At 68.7% G+C, this 17312-nt stretch carries 20 protein-coding genes; 10 read left to right on the top strand and 10 right to left on the bottom strand.

Going from position 1 to position 17312, the window contains the following annotated elements; translation table 11 throughout:
* Window positions 1–15 precede the first annotated feature (15 nt).
* A complete protein-coding gene (gene ispF / locus ACODRX_RS24140; protein WP_488874089.1) occupies window positions 16–495 on the top strand; it encodes a 2-C-methyl-D-erythritol 2,4-cyclodiphosphate synthase in 480 nt (159 codons plus the stop codon).
* Here the strand turns inward: ispF and ACODRX_RS24135 are convergent.
* Together ACODRX_RS24135 and ACODRX_RS24130 are read right to left on the bottom strand one after the other, a co-directional pair.
* Window positions 478–696 carry an oxidoreductase-like domain-containing protein gene (locus ACODRX_RS24135; protein WP_488874088.1) on the bottom strand — a complete coding sequence of 73 codons (219 nt, stop codon included), beginning with the start codon at window positions 694–696 and terminating at the stop codon, window positions 478–480. The genes ispF and ACODRX_RS24135 overlap by 18 nt on opposite strands.
* 7 nt (window positions 697–703) lie before the next feature.
* Window positions 704–955, bottom strand: a complete 252-nt coding sequence (locus ACODRX_RS24130) for a hypothetical protein (RefSeq protein ID WP_488874087.1) — start codon at window positions 953–955, stop codon at window positions 704–706.
* 46 nt (window positions 956–1001) lie between these two features.
* Here ACODRX_RS24130 and ylqF point away from each other — a divergent pair, with 46 nt between their 5' ends.
* Together ylqF and ACODRX_RS24120 are read left to right on the top strand one after the other, a co-directional pair.
* Entirely contained in the window at window positions 1002–1946 is a 945-nt protein-coding gene (gene ylqF, locus ACODRX_RS24125; RefSeq protein WP_488874086.1) for a ribosome biogenesis GTPase YlqF, read from the top strand.
* A 72-nt stretch (window positions 1947–2018) separates the two neighbouring features.
* On the top strand, window positions 2019–2282 hold the full coding sequence (locus ACODRX_RS24120; protein ID WP_488874085.1) for a ribbon-helix-helix domain-containing protein: 264 nt from the start codon (window positions 2019–2021) through the stop codon (window positions 2280–2282).
* Window positions 2283–2398: 116 nt separating this feature from the next.
* Here ACODRX_RS24120 and ACODRX_RS24115 read toward each other — a convergent pair whose 3' ends face one another.
* The 6 genes from ACODRX_RS24115 to ACODRX_RS24090 form a co-directional block, all read right to left on the bottom strand.
* Window positions 2399–3538 (bottom strand): TraB/GumN family protein, encoded by a 1140-nt coding sequence (locus tag ACODRX_RS24115; RefSeq protein WP_488874084.1) that lies wholly within the window; start codon window positions 3536–3538, stop codon window positions 2399–2401.
* A complete protein-coding gene (locus tag ACODRX_RS24110; protein ID WP_488874083.1) occupies window positions 3450–4646 on the bottom strand; it encodes a M20 aminoacylase family protein in 1197 nt (398 codons plus the stop codon). The genes ACODRX_RS24115 and ACODRX_RS24110 overlap by 89 nt, the downstream gene beginning before the upstream one ends.
* Before the next feature lie 53 nt (window positions 4647–4699).
* Window positions 4700–5461: a pseudouridine synthase gene (locus ACODRX_RS24105; RefSeq protein ID WP_488874082.1), complete on the bottom strand. Its 762-nt coding sequence runs from the start codon at window positions 5459–5461 to the stop codon at window positions 4700–4702.
* The gene (locus ACODRX_RS24100) at window positions 5458–6741 is read right to left on the bottom strand and encodes an MFS transporter (protein ID WP_488874081.1); all 1284 of its coding nucleotides are present in this window, start codon (window positions 6739–6741) and stop codon (window positions 5458–5460) included. The genes ACODRX_RS24105 and ACODRX_RS24100 overlap by 4 nt, the downstream gene beginning before the upstream one ends.
* Window positions 6742–6980: 239 nt before the next feature.
* The gene (locus ACODRX_RS24095; RefSeq protein WP_488874080.1) at window positions 6981–7823 is read right to left on the bottom strand and encodes a DUF4377 domain-containing protein; all 843 of its coding nucleotides are present in this window, start codon (window positions 7821–7823) and stop codon (window positions 6981–6983) included.
* Between the two features lie 207 nt (window positions 7824–8030).
* The gene (locus tag ACODRX_RS24090; RefSeq protein WP_488874079.1) at window positions 8031–8918 is read right to left on the bottom strand and encodes a peptidoglycan DD-metalloendopeptidase family protein; all 888 of its coding nucleotides are present in this window, start codon (window positions 8916–8918) and stop codon (window positions 8031–8033) included.
* Window positions 8919–9130: 212 nt separating this feature from the next.
* On the opposite strand from ACODRX_RS24090, the gene ACODRX_RS24085 reads away from it, so the two are divergent.
* From ACODRX_RS24085 to ACODRX_RS24075, 3 genes are all read left to right on the top strand, one after another.
* Complete coding sequence (locus tag ACODRX_RS24085) at window positions 9131–9736, top strand: DUF2242 domain-containing protein (RefSeq protein WP_488874078.1); 606 nt, start codon at window positions 9131–9133, stop codon at window positions 9734–9736.
* Window positions 9733–11091, top strand: a complete 1359-nt coding sequence (gene tadA, locus ACODRX_RS24080; RefSeq protein ID WP_488874077.1) for a tRNA adenosine(34) deaminase TadA — start codon at window positions 9733–9735, stop codon at window positions 11089–11091. Before ACODRX_RS24085 ends, tadA begins: the two co-directional genes overlap by 4 nt.
* Window positions 11092–11152: 61 nt before the next feature.
* Entirely contained in the window at window positions 11153–11575 is a 423-nt protein-coding gene (locus tag ACODRX_RS24075) for a cupin domain-containing protein (RefSeq protein WP_488874076.1), read from the top strand.
* 13 nt (window positions 11576–11588) lie between these two features.
* Here the strand turns inward: ACODRX_RS24075 and ACODRX_RS24070 are convergent, their stop codons facing one another.
* The gene (locus ACODRX_RS24070) at window positions 11589–12245 is read right to left on the bottom strand and encodes a glutathione S-transferase (protein WP_488874075.1); all 657 of its coding nucleotides are present in this window, start codon (window positions 12243–12245) and stop codon (window positions 11589–11591) included.
* A 170-nt stretch (window positions 12246–12415) separates the two neighbouring features.
* On the opposite strand from ACODRX_RS24070, the gene ACODRX_RS24065 reads away from it, so the two are divergent.
* From ACODRX_RS24065 to ACODRX_RS24055, 3 genes are read left to right on the top strand one after another with little or no spacing between them, the layout of a single operon-like run.
* On the top strand, window positions 12416–13627 hold the full coding sequence (locus ACODRX_RS24065; protein WP_488874074.1) for a polyhydroxyalkanoate depolymerase: 1212 nt from the start codon (window positions 12416–12418) through the stop codon (window positions 13625–13627).
* A 28-nt stretch (window positions 13628–13655) separates the two neighbouring features.
* Entirely contained in the window at window positions 13656–14906 is a 1251-nt protein-coding gene (locus ACODRX_RS24060) for a PLP-dependent transferase (protein WP_488874073.1), read from the top strand.
* Window positions 14907–14915: 9 nt separating this feature from the next.
* Entirely contained in the window at window positions 14916–15551 is a 636-nt protein-coding gene (locus ACODRX_RS24055) for a LysE family translocator (protein WP_488874072.1), read from the top strand.
* 20 nt (window positions 15552–15571) lie between these two features.
* On the opposite strand, the gene ACODRX_RS24050 is transcribed toward ACODRX_RS24055, so the two are convergent.
* A complete protein-coding gene (locus ACODRX_RS24050) occupies window positions 15572–16186 on the bottom strand; it encodes an arylesterase (RefSeq protein WP_488874071.1) in 615 nt (204 codons plus the stop codon).
* 76 nt (window positions 16187–16262) lie between these two features.
* Here ACODRX_RS24050 and ACODRX_RS24045 point away from each other — a divergent pair, with 76 nt between their 5' ends.
* On the top strand, window positions 16263–16988 hold the full coding sequence (locus tag ACODRX_RS24045) for an ABC transporter ATP-binding protein (protein WP_488874070.1): 726 nt from the start codon (window positions 16263–16265) through the stop codon (window positions 16986–16988).
* Window positions 16989–17312 lie beyond the last annotated feature (324 nt).

The raw sequence follows: 17312 nt of genomic DNA, 5'->3' as shown, positions 1-17312 counted from the left end.
CTATTCATGCCAATCATGCAATTTCGAATCGGAGAAGGCTGGGACATCCACGCGCTGGTGCCCGGCCGCCCGCTCATCATCGGCGGCGTAGAGATCCCTCACAGCGCCGGCCTGCTGGGCCATTCCGATGCCGACGTGCTGCTGCACGCCATCACCGATGCGCTGGTGGGCGCGGCCGGGCTGGGCGACATCGGCACGCATTTTCCCGACACCGATGCGCGCTTTCGCGGCGCCGATTCGGCCGCGCTGCTGGCCGAGGCCATGCGCCGCGTGCGCGAGCGCGGCTGGCAGGTGAACAATGTGGACAGCACCGTGATCGCCCAGGCGCCCAAGCTGGCGCCGCATATCGCGGGCATGCGCGCCGCGATCGCCCAGGCGCTGGGCGTGGGCGAGGATCAGGTCAACGTCAAGGCCAAGACCGCCGAGAAAATGGGGCCGGTGGGGCAGGGCGCGGCGATGGAGGCGCGGGCGGTGGTGCTACTGGTGCGGGGCTGAAGAGCACGCCTCCAGCGCCTGCAACGCATCCTCACGCCAGAAGACGGCCGCGGCGAAAAATCCCTCCCACACGCAGCCGTTGCAGCCGCGGCCGCAGCAGGTGGTGGGTGCCGGCGGCGGCGCGCGCAGCGCGATGCCCAGGGCGCTGGCCCGGGCCTGCAGCTCGCCAAAGCAGGCCAGGGCTTGCTCGTAGCTGGTCACCGCGGGTTCATTGCTGCGGGCGGGGCGGCGCGTTCTTGCGGCGAATGGCGAAGCGCCCTATGAAGGCCAGGCCCAGCACCAGCGAAAACCAGCCCACCGGCGCGGCGGGGGCGATGATCCCCTGCACAATATCGGTATGCGCCACATGGGGCGAGATGATGATGACCAGGCCGATCAGCGACAGGATCACGCCCTTGATGAGCACGTCCTGGTCCGATTTGCGCTGTGCATCGTACTGGCGTTGAGAGACGGAAGACATGGCGCCATTATCGATCCGGCGGTGCGCCGAACGAAAGAAAAAAGCAATGAGTATCCAATGGTTCCCCGGTCACATGCACCTGACGCGCAAGCTGATCGCCGAGCGCATCAAGGACATCGACGTGGTGATCGAGGTGCTGGACGCCCGCATGCCCGGCTCCAGCAGCAACCCGCTGCTGGCCGAGTTGACCGGGCACAAGCCCACGCTCAAGATCATCAACAAGCAGGACATGGCCGACCCGGCCTGCACCGCGCAGTGGGCCGCCTGGTACGACGCCCAGCACGACACCAAGGCGCTGCCGCTCGATGCCTCGGAGCCGGCCCCCGCCAAGCGCCTGGTGGCCGCCTGCCGGGCGCTGGCGCCGCAGCGCGGCGGCATGGCCAAGCCGATGCGGGTGCTGATCTGCGGCGTGCCCAACGTGGGCAAGTCCACGCTGATCAACAGCATGAGCGGCAAGGGCCAGGCCAGGACCGGCGACGAGGCCGGCGTCACCAAGGACGAGCAGCGCATCGTGCTCGACGACGACTTTTACCTGTGGGACACGCCCGGCATGCTCTGGCCCAAGATCCTCGTGCCGCAGTCGGGCTTCAACCTGGCCGCCTGCGGCTCGGTGGGCCGCAACGCCTACGACGACGAACTGGTGGCGTTGGAGCTGCTGCTGTACCTGCAAAAGCACTATGCGCCGCTGCTGGAGCAGCGCTACAAGCTGGGCCTGTCCGAGGCGGAGATTGCCGCGCTGCACGACGATGAGCTGCTGGCCCTGATCGGCAAGAAGCGCGGCGCGGTGATGAGCGGCGGCCGCACCAACATGCAAAAGGCGGCCGAGCTGCTGATCACCGACTTTCGCACCCTGCTGCTGGGCCGCATCACGCTGGAGACGCCCGCGGAGTTCGAGCAGTGGCAAGCCGCGGGCGAGGCCGAGGAGGCGCGGGTGCAGGCCGAGCGCCAGGCGCGCGAGAAGGCGCGCCGCGGCGGGCGCGGCAAGCGCTGATGGGTTGGGGCATGGTGTGTTGTATTCATTTTTCATGCAAGTTGAATACAATGGCCGCGAAAGGATGCTCCGATGCCTCGCACTGCCACAACGACCCTGACCGTTCGCCTCAGCGGCGCCCTCGGCGATTTCGTCGCCGCCAGCGTGGGTGAGCACGGCGCCTATGAAAACGTCAGCGAATACGTGCGCGATCTGATCCGGCGTGACAAGGAGCGTGCGGAGCAGGCCGCTTTCGAGCGGCTGAAAGCCGAACTGGCGCAGGCCTATGCAGCGCCGGAGTCGGCATACCAGCCCCTGACGGCAGCCGAGGTGATTGCCCGCAATCGCCGTGGCTGACATGGCCCGGGTGCGTGTTCTGCGGACGGCCGGTGCCGCCGCATCTGGTCGCCTATGCCGAGCGCCAGTGGGCGCGGTCATCGGTGCAGCTATGGGTGAAGCGCGAGCGGCCGGCGCTACCCGGCTGAGGCCTTGGGCGCCGGTGCCGGCGTGGCGCTGGTATCCACCCCCTTGCCGGTAATCTGCCGCACCTCATAACCCTGGGCCTGCAGCAGAGCCAGCAGGCTGTCTTCGCCCACCATGTGCAGCATGCCGACGGCGATGAGCATGCCGGGATATTCGGCCAGCAGCGCCGGAATGCGCTCGGCCATGCGCTGGTTGCGTTTGTCCAGCAGCGCTGCCTTGATGTCGAGTTCGTCCAGGCAGTCGCAGCTGCGCATCAGCTGCTCCAGGGCCTGTAGGTCGCCGCGGCTCCAGTCCTCGGCCAGCTGCCGCATCTGACTGCGGTAGCTGCCGTCCTCGAGCCGGGTCAGCACCTTGTCCAGGTCTTGCGGGGTGGCGGCATCGGCCAGGCGGTTGCTGCGCAATGCACCGAGCGCGTCGATCTGCTCCTGCGCGGTCTCCAGCGCCTTTAGCGGCTTGCCCGCGCTGCGGGCCAGGTCGGCGAGCATCAGGTCGATGCCGTATTCGGCATGGTAGCCCTGCTGCCGAACGTCCAGCAGGGTGAGCGTCAGCAGCTTGCCCAGCAGGCCCAGGGCCTGAAAGCGCGATGCGTCCACGCATGAGCGCTGCGCCAGCGCCGCCATGCGGGCCACCAGCTGTGGGTTGTTGCGCAGGATCAGTTTTTGCACCTCACTGTCGTGGCGCATCATCTGCAGCAGGGCCTGCAGCGTGGCCGGGTCGTCCAGCTCCAGCTCCAGCGCGATGGCTGGCGCCTGGCGCAGCGCCTGCAAGGTGCGCGGGCCGAGAAAGCGCCATTGCGGCTGGCCGACATGGATGGTGCCCAGCAGGTAGCCGTGCTGGCCGCCCTTGCGCAGCTCCCACAGCACGCCGCGCTCGGGCTGGGGCTGCTGCTGCTGTTGTTGCAGCTCTTGTGGCGACAGCTCGGGCGCGGCGGGGCATTCGCGCGCCAGGGCCGCGTCGCCGAGCAGCAGCGCCGCGCAGATGGCTGCGATCAGGCGCCTTGCCGATGGCCAGAGAGCCTTGCGGCGGGTGGCGCCGCCGGTATCAGTACAGCGCCTGGGTTTCGAACCAGCGCCGCGCCAGCCGGTCCCAGAAGCGCGCGCCCAGCGCGAGATTGTCGTCGTTGAAGTCATAGCCCGGATTGTGCAGGCCCACGCCGGGCTGGCCGCCCGGGCCGTTGCCGATCCAGCCGTAGGCGCCGGGCACGGCCTCGAGGAAGAAGCCGAAGTCCTCGGCGGTCATCGCCGGCAGCACATTGGTGTGGGCGTTGGCGTCGCCGACCATCTCGCGCATCACCTCGCCCATGAAGACGGCTTCCTTCTCGTGGTTGTGGGTGTTGGGGTAGCCGGGCTTGATGATGACCTCGGCGCTGGCGAAATGCGCTTCGGCGATGTGCTGCGAGATGCGGTGCAGCCCGTCGATCATGAACTGCTGCGAGTCGCCGCGCAGGTTGCGGCAGGTGCCGAAGATGCGCGCTTCGTCGGGGATGATGTTCTCCACCGTACCCGAGGTGATCTGCCCGACGGTGAGCACCGAGCTGTCCAGCGGATCGGTGCCGCGCGACACCAGGGTCTGCAGCTGGCCGACGATGCTGCAGGCGATCGGGATCGGGTCGATGGTGGTGTGGGGCAGGGCCGCATGGCCGCCGCGGCCGCGCACGATGATCTCGAAGCGCAGCGCGGCCGCCATGATGGGCCCCACGCGCACACCCATCTGCCCCTGGGGCAGCGCCGGCCAGTTGTGCAGGCCGAACACCGCCTGGCAGGGAAAGCGCTCGAACAGCCCGTCCTGCATCATCGCGCGGGCGCCGGCGCCGCCTTCCTCGGCGGGCTGGAAGATGAGCTGAACCGTGCCGTCGAAATCGCGCTGCTGCGACAGCAGCTGGGCGGCGCCCAGCAGCATGGTGGTGTGGCCGTCGTGACCGCAGGCGTGCATGCGCCCGGCGATGGTGCTGGCATGGCCGAACCGATTGAGCTCCTGCACCGGCAGTGCGTCCATGTCGGCGCGCAGCGCGACGGTCGGGCCGGGGTTGGCGCTGCTGCGGCCCTGACCGTGGATGCTGGCCACGATGCCGGTGGTGCCCAGGCCGCGCACCATGGGAAGGCCCAGCGCGCCGAGCCAGGCGGCCACCTGGTCGGCGGTGCGCTGCTCCTCGTAGCGCAGCTCGGGGTGCATGTGCAGGTCGTGGCGCAAGGCCTTGAGCCGGCCGAGATGGGGGGTGATGTCGGAGTCGAGGTACATGGCGGATGTCCTTGCAGGTTCTTCGCGCCATTATCCCGCCGGAGGATAGAGCTTCAGGGCATATGCATACCACTGCGGTCCCATGCCCATCCGCTGCGATGCAGCAGTGATTGCCAGTGCGCCAGACTCTCGTTGGCGGTGGGGGCGGGCGCGCCCTGAAGCACCAGGCCGCTGCGCAGATCCATGGCCTGCCCGCTGAAAGGGTGGGTGAACGACAGCTGCCATGCATGCAGCCACAGGCGCTGCCCGCCCAGGCGCTCGGCCCACCAGCGGTTGAGCGGGCCCTTGCCATGCGTGGCATCGCCGATGATGGGGTGGGCGATGTGCTTGAGGTGCCGGCGGATCTGGTGGCGGCGGCCGGTGCGGGGCTCGGCCCGCACCAGCGACAGCCGGGTGGTGGCAAAGCGCGGGTCCTGGGCCTCGGGGTGCTGTAGCGTGGCCAGGCGGCGAAAGGCGGTGTGCGCCGCCTGCACCGGAGCGTCTGGCGGCGCATCGTCGGGCCGCAGCGCGTGGTCCACCTCGATGGCTTCGGGTGCAAAGCCGCGTACCAGGGCGAGGTAGCGCTTGCCCGGCCGGTGCTGCTCGAAGGCCGCGCACATCGCGCGCGCCGCGTCGCTGTGCAGCGCCAGCAGCAGTACGCCGCAGGTGCCCTTGTCGAGCCGGTGGATGGGGAAGACCCGCTGGCCGATCTGGTCGCGCACGGCCTGCAGCACGAAGCGGGTCTCGCCCGCGTCGAGCCCGGTGCGGTGCACCAGCCAGCCCGCCGGCTTGTAGACCGCGATCAGGTGCTCGTCGCGCCAGAGGATGGGGATCATTGCGGATCGCGTGGGTTGTGCGCTTCTGCGAAATGGTTGATGTGGCGCAGCTGCGGGAAGATCCGGCTCCACAGCCCCACCACCGCCAGCGTGCAGATCCCGCCGGCGATGGCCGCGGGCACCGCGCCCAGCAGCGCCGCGCTGGTGCCGGCGCGAAACTCGCCCAGCTCGTTGGACGAGCCGATGAACAGCATGTTCACCGCCTGCACCCGGCCGCGCATCGCGTCGGGCGTGGCGAACTGCACCAGCGAGCCGCGCACGAAGACGCTCACCATGTCGGCCATGCCCGCCACCGCCAGCGCCAGGCACGACAGCCACAGCCAGTGCGACAGCGAGAACACCAGGTTGGCCACGCCGAAGGTGGCCACCGCCAGCAGCATGCGCGGCCCCACCTGGCGGTTGAAGGGCCGCATGCTCAGGTACAGGCCCGCCGCCAGCTCGCCCATGGCCATGCAGCCGCGCAGCAGCCCCAGGCCCTCGGGGCCGGCGTGCAGCACTTCGTGCGCATAGATGGGCAGCAGCGCCACCACGCCGCCGAGCAGCACCGCGAACAGGTCGAGCGAGATGCAACCCAGGATCATGGGCCGCGAGAAGATGAAGCGGATGCCGATGCCAAAGCGCCGCCAGATGTTGTCGCCAGCGGCGCCGGCGGACGGCGCCTGCTGCGCCATGGCGCGGGGCGCGGGCGGCGCGGTGCGCAGCTGCACCCGCGCCAGCAGCAGCGCCCCGCCCGCGAAGCCCAGCAGGCACAGGGCGTAGGTCAGGTGGCCGCCGCCGGCCGCGTACACGAAGCCGCCGAGCATGGGGGCGCAGATGCTGGCGCCGCGCATCACCACGCTGTTGGTGGCAATGGCCTGGGGCAGGGCCTGCTTGCTCACCAGCTGCGGCAGCAGGCTTTGCAGCGCCGGCCCCGAAAACGCCCGCGACGCGCCGAACAGCACCAGCACCGCATAGATGCCGCCCACCCCGGCATGGCCATGGGTGGACAGCCACCACAGCAGGGCGCTGCACAGCCCGCCGATGCTCCAGCTGGCCGCCAGCACGCGCTTGCGCTGCAGGCGGTCGATCAGATCGCCCGCGGGCAGCAGCAAGAGCAGCATGGGGATGAACTGCGCCAGCCCCACATAGGCCAGCGCCATGGGCGCGCGGGTCAGGTCGTAGACCTGCCAGGCGACGACCACGGCCTGGATCTGGGTGGCGGCGACCGCCAGGACGCGGGCGCAAAGAAAAGCGGCAAAGCCAGCTTGCCGCAATGGATGGGTGGGTGCTTGTGAAACCATGGAGCGTTGCCGGCCCATGTTATGGGGCTGTTGGAAGTGCCGGGCAGCCCGCCATTGTGCCGCGAAGCGGCCGCCTGGGTGTGGCGGCGGGGCATCAAGGGGATACCGGCGAGTCGTCATTGCGTCAGCCGCCAGGTTGCGCAATTTTTAATCAGCCGGCATTTTTGCTTGCCAATCAACGGGTTGATCGTGATATGCCAAGCTTATCCACAAAGCCATCCCCGCAGTTTGGGTAAAAGTCAGCGCGCGATTTCGGACTCCACCTTCATGTCCAGCACATAGACATAGCGCGAGGCGTCGGCCGGCACGTTCTTGCGTTCGTAGCGGTTCACGCGCAGCACGTTGCGCACGCCGGCCTCGTGCTGGTAGCCCTTGATCTCGTCGTAGAACGGGCCCCATTCGCCGACCGACCTCTTGGTGCCGTTGTCGGCGTACTGCACGGTGCGCACCTGCAGGCACTGGTGGTTGGGCATCAGCGGATGGCTGCAGGCCACGCGCTGCGGCGCCACTTCGAGGAAGATGCGCTCGGGCTTGCCGCCATACAGGGTCTGGTCGGTGGGTTTGCCGGCCAGGTACCAGGTGCTGCCATCGGCCAGGCGCAGCTCCAGGCGGGGCTGGCTGCCGGCGTCGCCGAGCTTCCACTGCTGGATGGTGCCGAGCTGCTGGCCCACCAGGTTCTCCAGTGCCATCAGCTGGCGGTCGGCGCAGGCGCGCATGGTGGACATGGGCTTGCCCACGCGCATCCGGTCGCCATCCACTTCGACGCTCGCGGACATGCTGTTGCACAGGTTGGCCACGCCGATGCGCGCGCCGCCGCCGCCTTCGGCGGCCACAAAGCTCAGCCGCACCGGGCCTTGCGCGGCCGCCGCGGCATATTGCGGCAGCGCCGCGCCCTTGGCGTCGAGCACGCGCTCCAGGTCCCAATGGTAGGCGTACAAGGTGCTGGACGAGGGATTGGCTGGCATGGTCGAGGCCGTGGGGCGGTTGCTGGAGGCGGGGGCGGAGGAGGGCGCGCTGTTGCAGGCGGCAAGCATCAGGGCTGCGGCGGCGCAGGCAACGAGGCGGGGAGCGATGGCGTTCATGGGTGAATCCTTTCTTGGCCGGGTTCTTGATGGGTCTATGAGCGGCTTTGCCGGTGAGGGTTCGTTAGCTTTCGTAAGCCAAATGTTAAAAAAGGGCCCCCACGCTTGCTCACTGCGTGTAGCCGCTGCCCCCTACGCCGGGCGCCCCCGAGGGGGCCGCTTTTTGCCTTGGGGCGGCCCGGCGGCAAAAAACCATGTCCGCGGGTTCTATCCACGGGCATCGGGCAGGAACAGCGCCGGGTCGACCATGCTGCGGTTGAGCATTACACCCCAGTGCAGGTGCGGGCCGGTGACGCGGCCGGTGGCGCCCACCTTGCCGATCACCTGGCCGGCGGCCACCGTGTCGCCCGGCTGCACCCCGATGTGGCTCAGGTGGCAGTACATGGTGAGAAAGCCGCCGCCGTGGTCGAGCCAGATGGTGTTGCCGTTGAAGAAGTAGTCGCCCGTGTCGATCACCTTGCCCGCCAGCGGCGCGCGGATGGGCGTGCCGGTGGCCGCGGCGATGTCCATGCCGCTGTGCGGATTGCGCGCCTGCCCGTTGAACACGCGGCGCAGCCCGAACGAGCTGGAGCGCCGCCCCGGCACCGGCGCGGGCAGCGTGAGCGATGCGGGCAGCGGCGTGCTGAAGCTGGTCATCACTTGCGCCTGGTGGTCACGCTCGCGCTCATAGCGGGCCATGTCGGCGGCGGACAGGTCCACCGTCTTGGGCGCCACCTTCAGGCGCTGCTCGCTGTACTTCTTGGGGCGCACCGTGTATTCGATGCTGCGCGTGCCGCTGTCGTCCTGTACCCGCAGCCGGGCGCGGCCCAGCGGCGCGGACAGCGGTATGCCCACCAGCGCGGTCCACTCGATCGCATCGCCGAGCACCAGTGCCGGTATGTCGTCCACGAAGGCGCGTGGCCGCTGCGCGCCGGGGCCCAGCGACAGCCGGGCCACGCCGCCGGGCACCAGGGCTTCGCCGGGCCAGCCGTCTGTGGCCCGCGCCGGCGCGGCCAGGCAGGGCGCGAGCGCCAGCGCGGCGGCGCCTTGCAGCCAGCGGCGGCGGGGCAAGGCAGGCCCGTGCTCGGGCGTGGGGCGAGTGGGGGATGGGTGCATGGCTTGGTCCAGAAATCTACTTTAATAATGATAGCTGTATGTCTACGTCTGCCCGGCGTGTGTAACGGGTTGGCAAAACCAATGATCGGGCATGCGTCCTACCGGCGGCGTAGGCAAAATCCGTTAAAGTAAGCAGCCTTGTTGGATCGTAGTTCCGGAAGAGTCTGCCATTCATGTTGGGGAAAGTTGTCAAAGCATTGAAAGGGTCGCCCATGAGCGGCCCAGGTGGCCAGCTTGGCGGCAGCGGCGCCGCGGCCGGCATGGCGGCTGTGCTGGCCATGGCGCTGGCCGGCTGTGCCGGCGGCTATTTGCCCGGATCCTCCGGCTCCGCCAAGGGCGAGCCGGAGACCTTTGCCTCGGCCGCCACCTATTCGCGCCTGTTCGACGCCACGCCACAGCGCACCTGCGAGGCCGCGCGCCGCGCGCTGCTGAGCCAGGGCTACCTGATCAACACCGCCAAGCCGCAGGAGGTGGAGGGACAAAAGAGCTTCCAGCCCGTGCCCGAGAACCACCAGCTGATGACCATCCGCATCGTCTGCGTGCCCGACAGCGCCGACGGCAAGGTGAGCATGGGTTTCGTCAGCGCGCTCAAGGACACCTATGCGCTGCGCAAGAGCAGCAGCTCGGCCAGCGTCGGCGTGGGCGGGCTGGGCTCGCTGTCGCTGCCGTTCACCGGCGGCAACGACTCCATGGTCAAGGTCGGCAGCGAGACCGTGAACTCGGCCACCTTCTACGACAGTTTTTTCGAGCTGGTGAAGAACCATCTGCGCCTGGATGAGGAGCCGGCGCCCAGCGACGACAGCGCGGCCAGCCAATGAGCGGCACCGCGGCCGAGCCGCCCGGCGACGAGCATTGGATGCGGGCGGCGCTCGCCGAGGCGCAGCAGGCGGCCGGACAGGGCGAGGTGCCGGTGGGCGCGGTGGTGGTGCGCGGCGGCGAGATCATCGGCCGCGGCAGCAACCAGCCGATCGCGCGGCGCGACCCGAGCGCCCATGCCGAGATCATGGCGCTGCGCGATGCGGCCGCCCGCGTGGGCAACTACCGTCTCGACGGCAGCACCGTCTACGTCACGCTGGAGCCCTGCGCCATGTGCGCGGGCGCGTTGCTGCATGCGCGCGTGGCGCGCGTGGTCTGGGGCGCGCCCGAGCCCAAGACCGGCGCCGGCGGCTCGGTGCTCGATCTGTTTGCCGAGCCGCGGCTGAACCACCATACCTGCGTGGCCAGCGGCGTGCTGGCCGATGTGGCCAGCCGGCAGCTGGCCGACTTCTTTGCCCGGCGGCGCGGTGCGCAGCGGGCGGCGGCGCACCCGCTGCGCGATGATGCGCTGCGCACGCCGCCCTCGTGCTTTACCCATGATCCAGCATGGGATGCGTGCTCTACCTTTTACAGCGATTTACCAGCGCTGCAGGGGTTGCGCCTGCATGTGTGGGATAGCGCTGCGCAACAGGCCCCTGCATCGTCGCGTTGCTGGCTGCTGCTGCACGGCAGCCCCACGCATGGCGTGCTGTACCGCAAGCTCGCGCCGCTGCTGATGGCGCGGGGCGAGCGCGTGCTGGTGCCCGACTGGCTGGGCTTTGGCCGCAGCGACAAGCCCAAGAAGCAGGGCGTGCTCAGCGATGCGCGGCAATGCGCGCTGATGCAAGAGCTGCTGCAGCATGTGGGCCTGGAGCGCGAGCGGCTTGTGGTGGTGGCGCATGGCGATGCCACGCGCTTGGCGCTGGCGTTGGCGCCACGTTGCCTGTGGCTCATCAATCCCGCGCTGCGGGCCAGCCCCGCCTATGCCGAATGGCTGGCGGGCATGGCGCGCAGGCCGCAGTGGGATATCGCGGCCAGCCTGCAGCCGGCGGGCGCGGCGCTGGCCGAGGATGTTGTGCAATGGCAGGCGCAGTTCCCTGACAAGGGCTACCGTGCGGGCCTGCGCGCATGGGTCGCGGCGCAGACGCGGTGGATGCAGGCGCCGTATGGGTTTCATGCGCCCCAAGCACTGCCAGCCAGCGTGGAGCAACTGCTGGTCAGCTGGGGCGGGCAGGCCGTCTGGTGGCCGGCCGCGCCCGATGTGCTGCCGTCGGGGGCGAGCCAGCACGAGGCGCCCGGCGGCGACTGGCTGCCGTTGCAAGAGCCCTCGATCGCGCTGCGGGCGTTGGATTATTTCGCTCCGGCCGGGGGCCGTTGACAGCGGGAATGCTTCTTGCATGCTGCGATGCAGCATCCATCCCACGCAACTGGAGCTGACCATGCTGAATCGTAGCGCTACCGAGTTCTCCCACATCAAGCCTGGCGACACGGAATATGTCTCTGGCGGCCTGCGCGATTTCTTTCTGTACCGAGACCTGGGCGTGGCCCAGGCCACGCACGGCAAAGTGATCGCGCACCTTGTTAAGGCGAACATGGCACCAGAAAAGGGCACCGGCTGGCACCGCCATGAAGCAGACTTCCAGATCGTGATCATGCTCAAGGGCTGGGCGCGCTTCATGTACGAAGACCGGGAAACGCTGGTGCAGGCGGGTGACTGTGTACACCAGCGCCCCGGCATTCGGCACTACTTGTTTGACTACTCGCCCGACATGGAGTATCTGGAGATCGTCTCGCCGGCGGATTTCAAGAGCATCGACGTGGAGCCGGTCTGCGACATACCGGCCCCTACGTCTTGGGCCTGAAGCTGGCGCGCGTTCAGAATTCGGCCTCGAGTTCGTCGATTTCGTCGGGCTCTTGCCGCGCGCCGGCCACCCATTCCTGCATGGCGGGCAGCGCCATGATGCGCTCGCAGTAGGCAGCGCAGGCCTCATCCAGCGCCACGTCGTAGGTCAGCAGGCGCGTGACCACGGGCGCATACATGGCGTCGGCCATGCCGGGGTGCGTGCCGAACAAAAAGGGGCCGCCGTAGGCCGCCAGGCATTCCCGCCAGATGGCGAGCACGCGGTCAATATCGCTTTGCGCGCGCGACCACACCTGAAAGCCGGGGTGGTGCGCCTTGATGTTCATGGGAAGCGCGGCGCGCAGCGCGGCAAAGCCCGAGTGCATCTCGCCGCAGATGGCGCGGCAGTGCGCGCGCATCCTCGCTTCGGCAGGCAGCAGCGGTGCTTGCGGCAAGGTCTCGTTCAGGTATTCGCCGATGGCCAGGGTGTCCCACACCTTGATGCCGTTGTGCAGCAGCGAGGGCACCAGCATCGAGGGAGACAGCAGCAGGATTTCCGCCCGCATTTGCGGGTCATCGGGTGGCACCATGTTTTCGCTGAACTCCAGCCCCGACATGCGAGCCATGAGCCAGCCGCGCAGTGCCCAGGCGCCGTAGTTCTTGCTGCTGATGGTGAGGACGGCTGGGGTCATGGCGCTTGCTCCTGGTGGCACATGAAAAGGGGATGAACCAGGCACAGCAAGGGATGTGCCAAGCCGCAAGATCTTGGGGCGATTTCCGGTGAGTCCCGGTGACTCCAGGGATTGGCCCATAAATTGCCTGTGCCGGGTAGACCACGGTTTTTCGCTACAGGGAATGCGCCATGCTCTACCACGCCTACCAAGCCCAGTCCAACATGAGGTCCCCGCTGCACATGCTGGCCCAGCCGCTGGGGCAGCTGTGGTGGATGCATGGGGCAGAGCGCAGCCTGCCGCGCCACCTGGCTGCTGCCTGCCAGGTGTTCAACCGCCTGCAGTTGACCCATGCGCGGCCCGCCTACGGCATCGATGCCGTCGAGGTGGACGGCCGGCCCTGCGCGGTGGTGGAGCAGGTTGTCTTGGCCACGGCCTTTGCTACGCTGCGGCGCTTTCACAAGCCCGGGGCGGCGCCCCAGCCCGCGGTGCTGCTGGCGGCGCCGCTGTCGGGCCATTTCGCCACCTTGCTGCGCGACACCGCGCGCACGCTGCTGCGCGACCATGACGTGTACCTCACCGACTGGCACAACGCGCGGGACGTGCCGCTGCGCCAGGGTGCTTTCGGGCTGGACGACTATGTGGAGCATCTGCAGCGCTTCATCGCCGCCATCGGGCCGGGCACGCATGTGGTGGCGGTGTGCCAGCCCTGCGTGGCGGCGCTGGCCGCCACGGCGCTGATGGCCGAAGACGGCCATCCGGCCCAGCCGCGAAGCCTGACCCTGATGGCCGGGCCGGTGGACTGCCGAGTCAATCCGACCAAGGTCAACCGCCTGGCCACCGAACGGTCCATTGCCTGGTTTGAGCACCACCTCATCAGCCATGTGCCGCCGCCGCATGCGGGCCACATGCGCCGCGTATACCCAGGCTTTGTGCAGCTTGGCGCATTCATGAACATGAACCTGGAGCGCCACCTCCAGCAGTTCGAGCGCATGTACCAGCACCTGGTGCAGGGCGAGGTGGCGCAGGCGCAGGACATAGGCCGCTTCTACGACGAGTACCTGGCTGTCAACGATCTGCCGGCCGAGTTCTACCTGGAGACGGTGGAGCGCGTGTTCCAGACCTTTGACCTGCCCCGCGGCGAACTCCGCGTGCGCGGCCGGCGCGTCAACCCGGCCGCCATCCGCCGCACCGCGCTGCTGACGGTGGAGGGCGAGCGCGATGACATCTGCGCGGTAGGCCAAACGGTGGCGGCGCAGGATCTGTGCACGGGCATTCGGCCCTGCCGCAAGAGCCATCACCTGCAGGCCGGGGTGGGGCACTACGGCGTGTTCAGCGGCAGCCGGTGGAATCAGCAGATCTATCCGCGGGTGCGGGAGATGATCCATTCCTGCCAGGGGTAGGGGCGCAAATACGCTTAATATCCTTCCCATGACCGATTCCCGCACCCCCGCACGCCAACCCGCCACCGAGCTGATCCACCACCAGTACGAGCCGCCCGCGGCCTACGCGGCGCCGCAGCCGGGCGTGTTCAAGGCCTCGACCGTGTTCTTCCCGAGTGTCGAGGCCATGCGCACCTGGGACTGGAAGGACAAGAGTGCCTTCACCTACGGCCTGCACGGCACGCCCACCACCTACATCCTCGAAGAGCGCATCGCCACGCTGGAGGGCGGCAGCTACTGCGTGCTGGTGCCCAGCGGCCTGGCCTCGATCTCGGTGATCGGCATCGCGCTGCTCAAGGCGGGCGACCATATCCTGGTGCCCGACAACGCCTACGGCCCGAACAAGGCCTTTGCGCAAAGCGAGCTGCGCCGCTTCGGCGTGAGCATCAGCTACTTCGATCCCCTGAGCGTCGAGGACATGGCGGCGAAGATCACGCCGAACACCCGGCTGGCCTGGCTGGAGGCGGCGGGCTCGGTGTCGATGGAGTTTCCCGACCTGCCCGCGCAGGTGCGGCTGTGCCGCGAGCGCGGCATCCTCAGCGCGCTGGACAACACCTGGGGCGCCGGCCTGGCCTTCAATGCCTTCGACCTGGCCGGCGACGGTAGCTACAGCCTGGGCGTGGACGTGACGGCGCACTCGCTCACCAAGTACCCCAGCGGCGGCGGCGACGTGCTGATGGGCTCCATCGTCTCGCGCGACCCCGAGATCCACCGCCGCGTGCAGGCCACGCACATGCACCTGGGCCTGGGCGTGGGCGTGAACGATCTGGAGACCGTGATCCGCAGCCTGCCCAGCCTGCCGCTGCGCTACCGCGCGCAGGATCGGGCGGCGCGGCAGCTGGCGCGCTTTCTGGCCGCGCAGCCGCAGGTGGTGCAGCTGCTGCACCCGGCCTTCGAGGGCGCGCCCGGCCATGCGCACTGGCAGGCGCTGTGTGGTGGGCGCAAGCAGGGCGATGGCGGCGGCGACGGCGCAGCCGCTGGCCTGTTCAGCGTGGTGTTCGATGCGCGCTACGGCCAGGCGCAGATCGACGCTTTTTGCGAAAGCCTGCGCTTGTTCAAGCTCGGCTACAGCTGGGGCGGCCCGGTGAGCCTGGTCGTGCCCTACGAGATCGCCAGCATGCGCAGCGTCAAGGCCTCGGCGCTCAAGCCCGGCACCGTGGTGCGCTTCTCGGTCGGGCTGGAGTCGGCAGACGACCTGCAGGCCGATCTGGCGCAGGCGTTGCAGATCGCCTTGGGCTGAGGACGTCCCATGGACCTGGCCACGCTGCTGCTCTACGCCATCGCGGTATCCGCGGTGACCGTGATTCCTGGCCCGACCATGCTGCTGGCGCTGAACAACGGCATCAGCGGCGGCCCGCGCATCGCCGCCTGCGGCATCCTGGGCGCGGCCTTGTCCGACCTGATCCTGATCGGCGCGGTGGGCTGCGGGCTGGGGGCGGTCCTGGCCGCTTCCGAGCGGCTCTTCGCCTGCATCAAATGGGGCGGTGTGCTGTACCTGCTCTATCTGGCCTGGGGGCTGTGGCGCGCGCCCGTGCGCGCTTTCATGGACCGTGCCCAGGCCGGGCAGGCGCCGGCCAGCGGCCGCGCCGCCTTCCTGCGCTCCCTGCTGGTGGCGCTGTCCAATCCCAAGGGGCTGCTGTTCTTTTCGGCCTTCTTGCCGCAGTTCATTCAGCCGGCCGAAGCGGTGGCGGCCCAGTACGCCACGCTGGCGCTGCTGACCGCCGCGATCGATGCCGCGCTGATGGCCGCCTATGCCCTTGGCGGGCACCAGGCGGCGCGCCTGATGTCGGCGCGCGCGCTGCGTTGCATGAACCGCGGCTGCGCCGGCCTGCTCGCCGCGCTGGCGGTTGCGCTCAGCCTGTACCGGCGCAGCGAAAGCCGCTAGCTTGCGCGCCATTGCATCAGCTATTGCATCAGCTTTTGCAGCGCCGGCCAGACGTTGGCCAGCATCGTGGGGTGAGCGCTGGCCAGCGGGTGGATGCGGTCGGCCTGGAAGTTCTTCTCGAAGTTCGGCACGTCGGCCACGCCCTTGAGCAAAAAGGGCACCAGCGCCGCGCCCTTGGCCTCGGCCACCTGGGTGAAGACGCGCGCGAAATCCTGGGTGTACTTGGCGCCGTAGTTGGGCGGCACCTGCATGCCCACCAGCAGCACCCGGGCGCCGGTCTGGCGCGCGGCATCGGCCATCGCGGCCAGGTTGGCCTGGGTGGCCGGCAGCGTCAGGCCGCGCAGCGCGTCGTTGCCGCCCAGCTCCAGCACCACGACCGCGGGCTTGTGCTGGGCCAGCAGCCCTGGCAGCCGCGAGCGGCCGCCGGCGGTGGTGTCGCCGCTGATGCTGGCGTTGAGCACCTGCCAGGGGCGCTGGTCGGTGCGCAGCTTCTTGTCCAGCAGCGCCACCCAGCCGCTGCCGCGCTGCAGGCCGTACTCGGCGCTGAGCGAGTCGCCGACGACGAGGATGGTCTTGGGCGCCTGGGCCTGTGCAATACCCGTTGCGCAGGCCAGCGCCGCGGCAGCCGCTACCATGCCATGCAGCCAGCTGCGGCGAGACAGTGGCCGCTGGGCAGATAGTTGCCGCTGGGCGATAGGAAAAAGGTTTTTCATGGTGAATGCTTCGATGGAAGGCGCCGCTGCGGGTTCCCTGGAATCCGCGCTGGGCGCGGTGATCCGCGTGCAGCAGCTGCACAAGGCAGTATCGGATTCGACCGGCACGCTCACTATTTTGCGGGATATCGATTTCAGCGTGGCGCGCGGCGACACGGTGGCCATCGTGGGCGCGTCGGGCTCGGGCAAGAGCACGCTGCTGTCGCTGCTGGCGGGGCTGGATACGCCCACCAGCGGCACGGTGTGGGTGCAGGGCGAGGATCTGTTCGCGCTGGATGAGGACGCCCGCGCCGCGCTGCGCGCGCGCAGCATGGGCTTCGTGTTCCAGAACTTCCAGCTCATGGGCAACCTGACGGCGCTGGAGAACGTGATGCTGCCACTGGAGCTGGCGGGCCGGCGCGATGCGCGCGCGGCCGCCACCCGCATGCTGGAGCGCGTGGGCCTGGGCCAGCGCCTGTCGCACTACCCCAAGCTGCTGTCGGGCGGTGAGCAGCAGCGCGTGGCGCTGGCCCGCGCCTTCGTGGTGCAGCCCGCGGTGCTGCTGGCCGACGAGCCCACCGGCAGCCTGGATTTCGCCACCGGCGAGGCGGTGATGAACCTCATCATGGAGCTGAACCGCGAGGCCGGCACCACGCTGCTGATGGTGACGCACGACCGCGCGATCGCCGCGCGCTGCAGCCGGCGCATCACCATCGAGGCCGGGCGCATGGTGCAGCCTGAATAAAACAATAGCTGCTCGCGCAGACTGGTAAATGATTTCAGATAGTTTTATATCTGAAATCATTGTTTAGAAAGCGCTAGGTGCTCATAAAATATCAAGCGTGCAAAAAATGGCGCTCCACGCTCCCCACTGCGCGTGGTCGCTGTCCCTCCGGGAGGGGTAATGCCGTTCACTTAGCAAGTCGAAGCTGCGGCCAGCCAAATGGGGTGGGCCAATCCCACGGGCCACCGCTTTGCTCGGCCTGGCTTTGTGGGGCCGAGCAAAGCGATGGACCGAAAGGCTGTTCACCCCCCATCTAGCCGTGGCGAGAAGCGCAGGGCGCGGGGC

Source organism: Comamonas sp. FG99 (genome assembly GCF_057808605.1).
The sequence above is the reverse complement of the archived record's forward strand: the minus strand, read 5'-3'. Positions and strand labels throughout refer to the sequence as shown.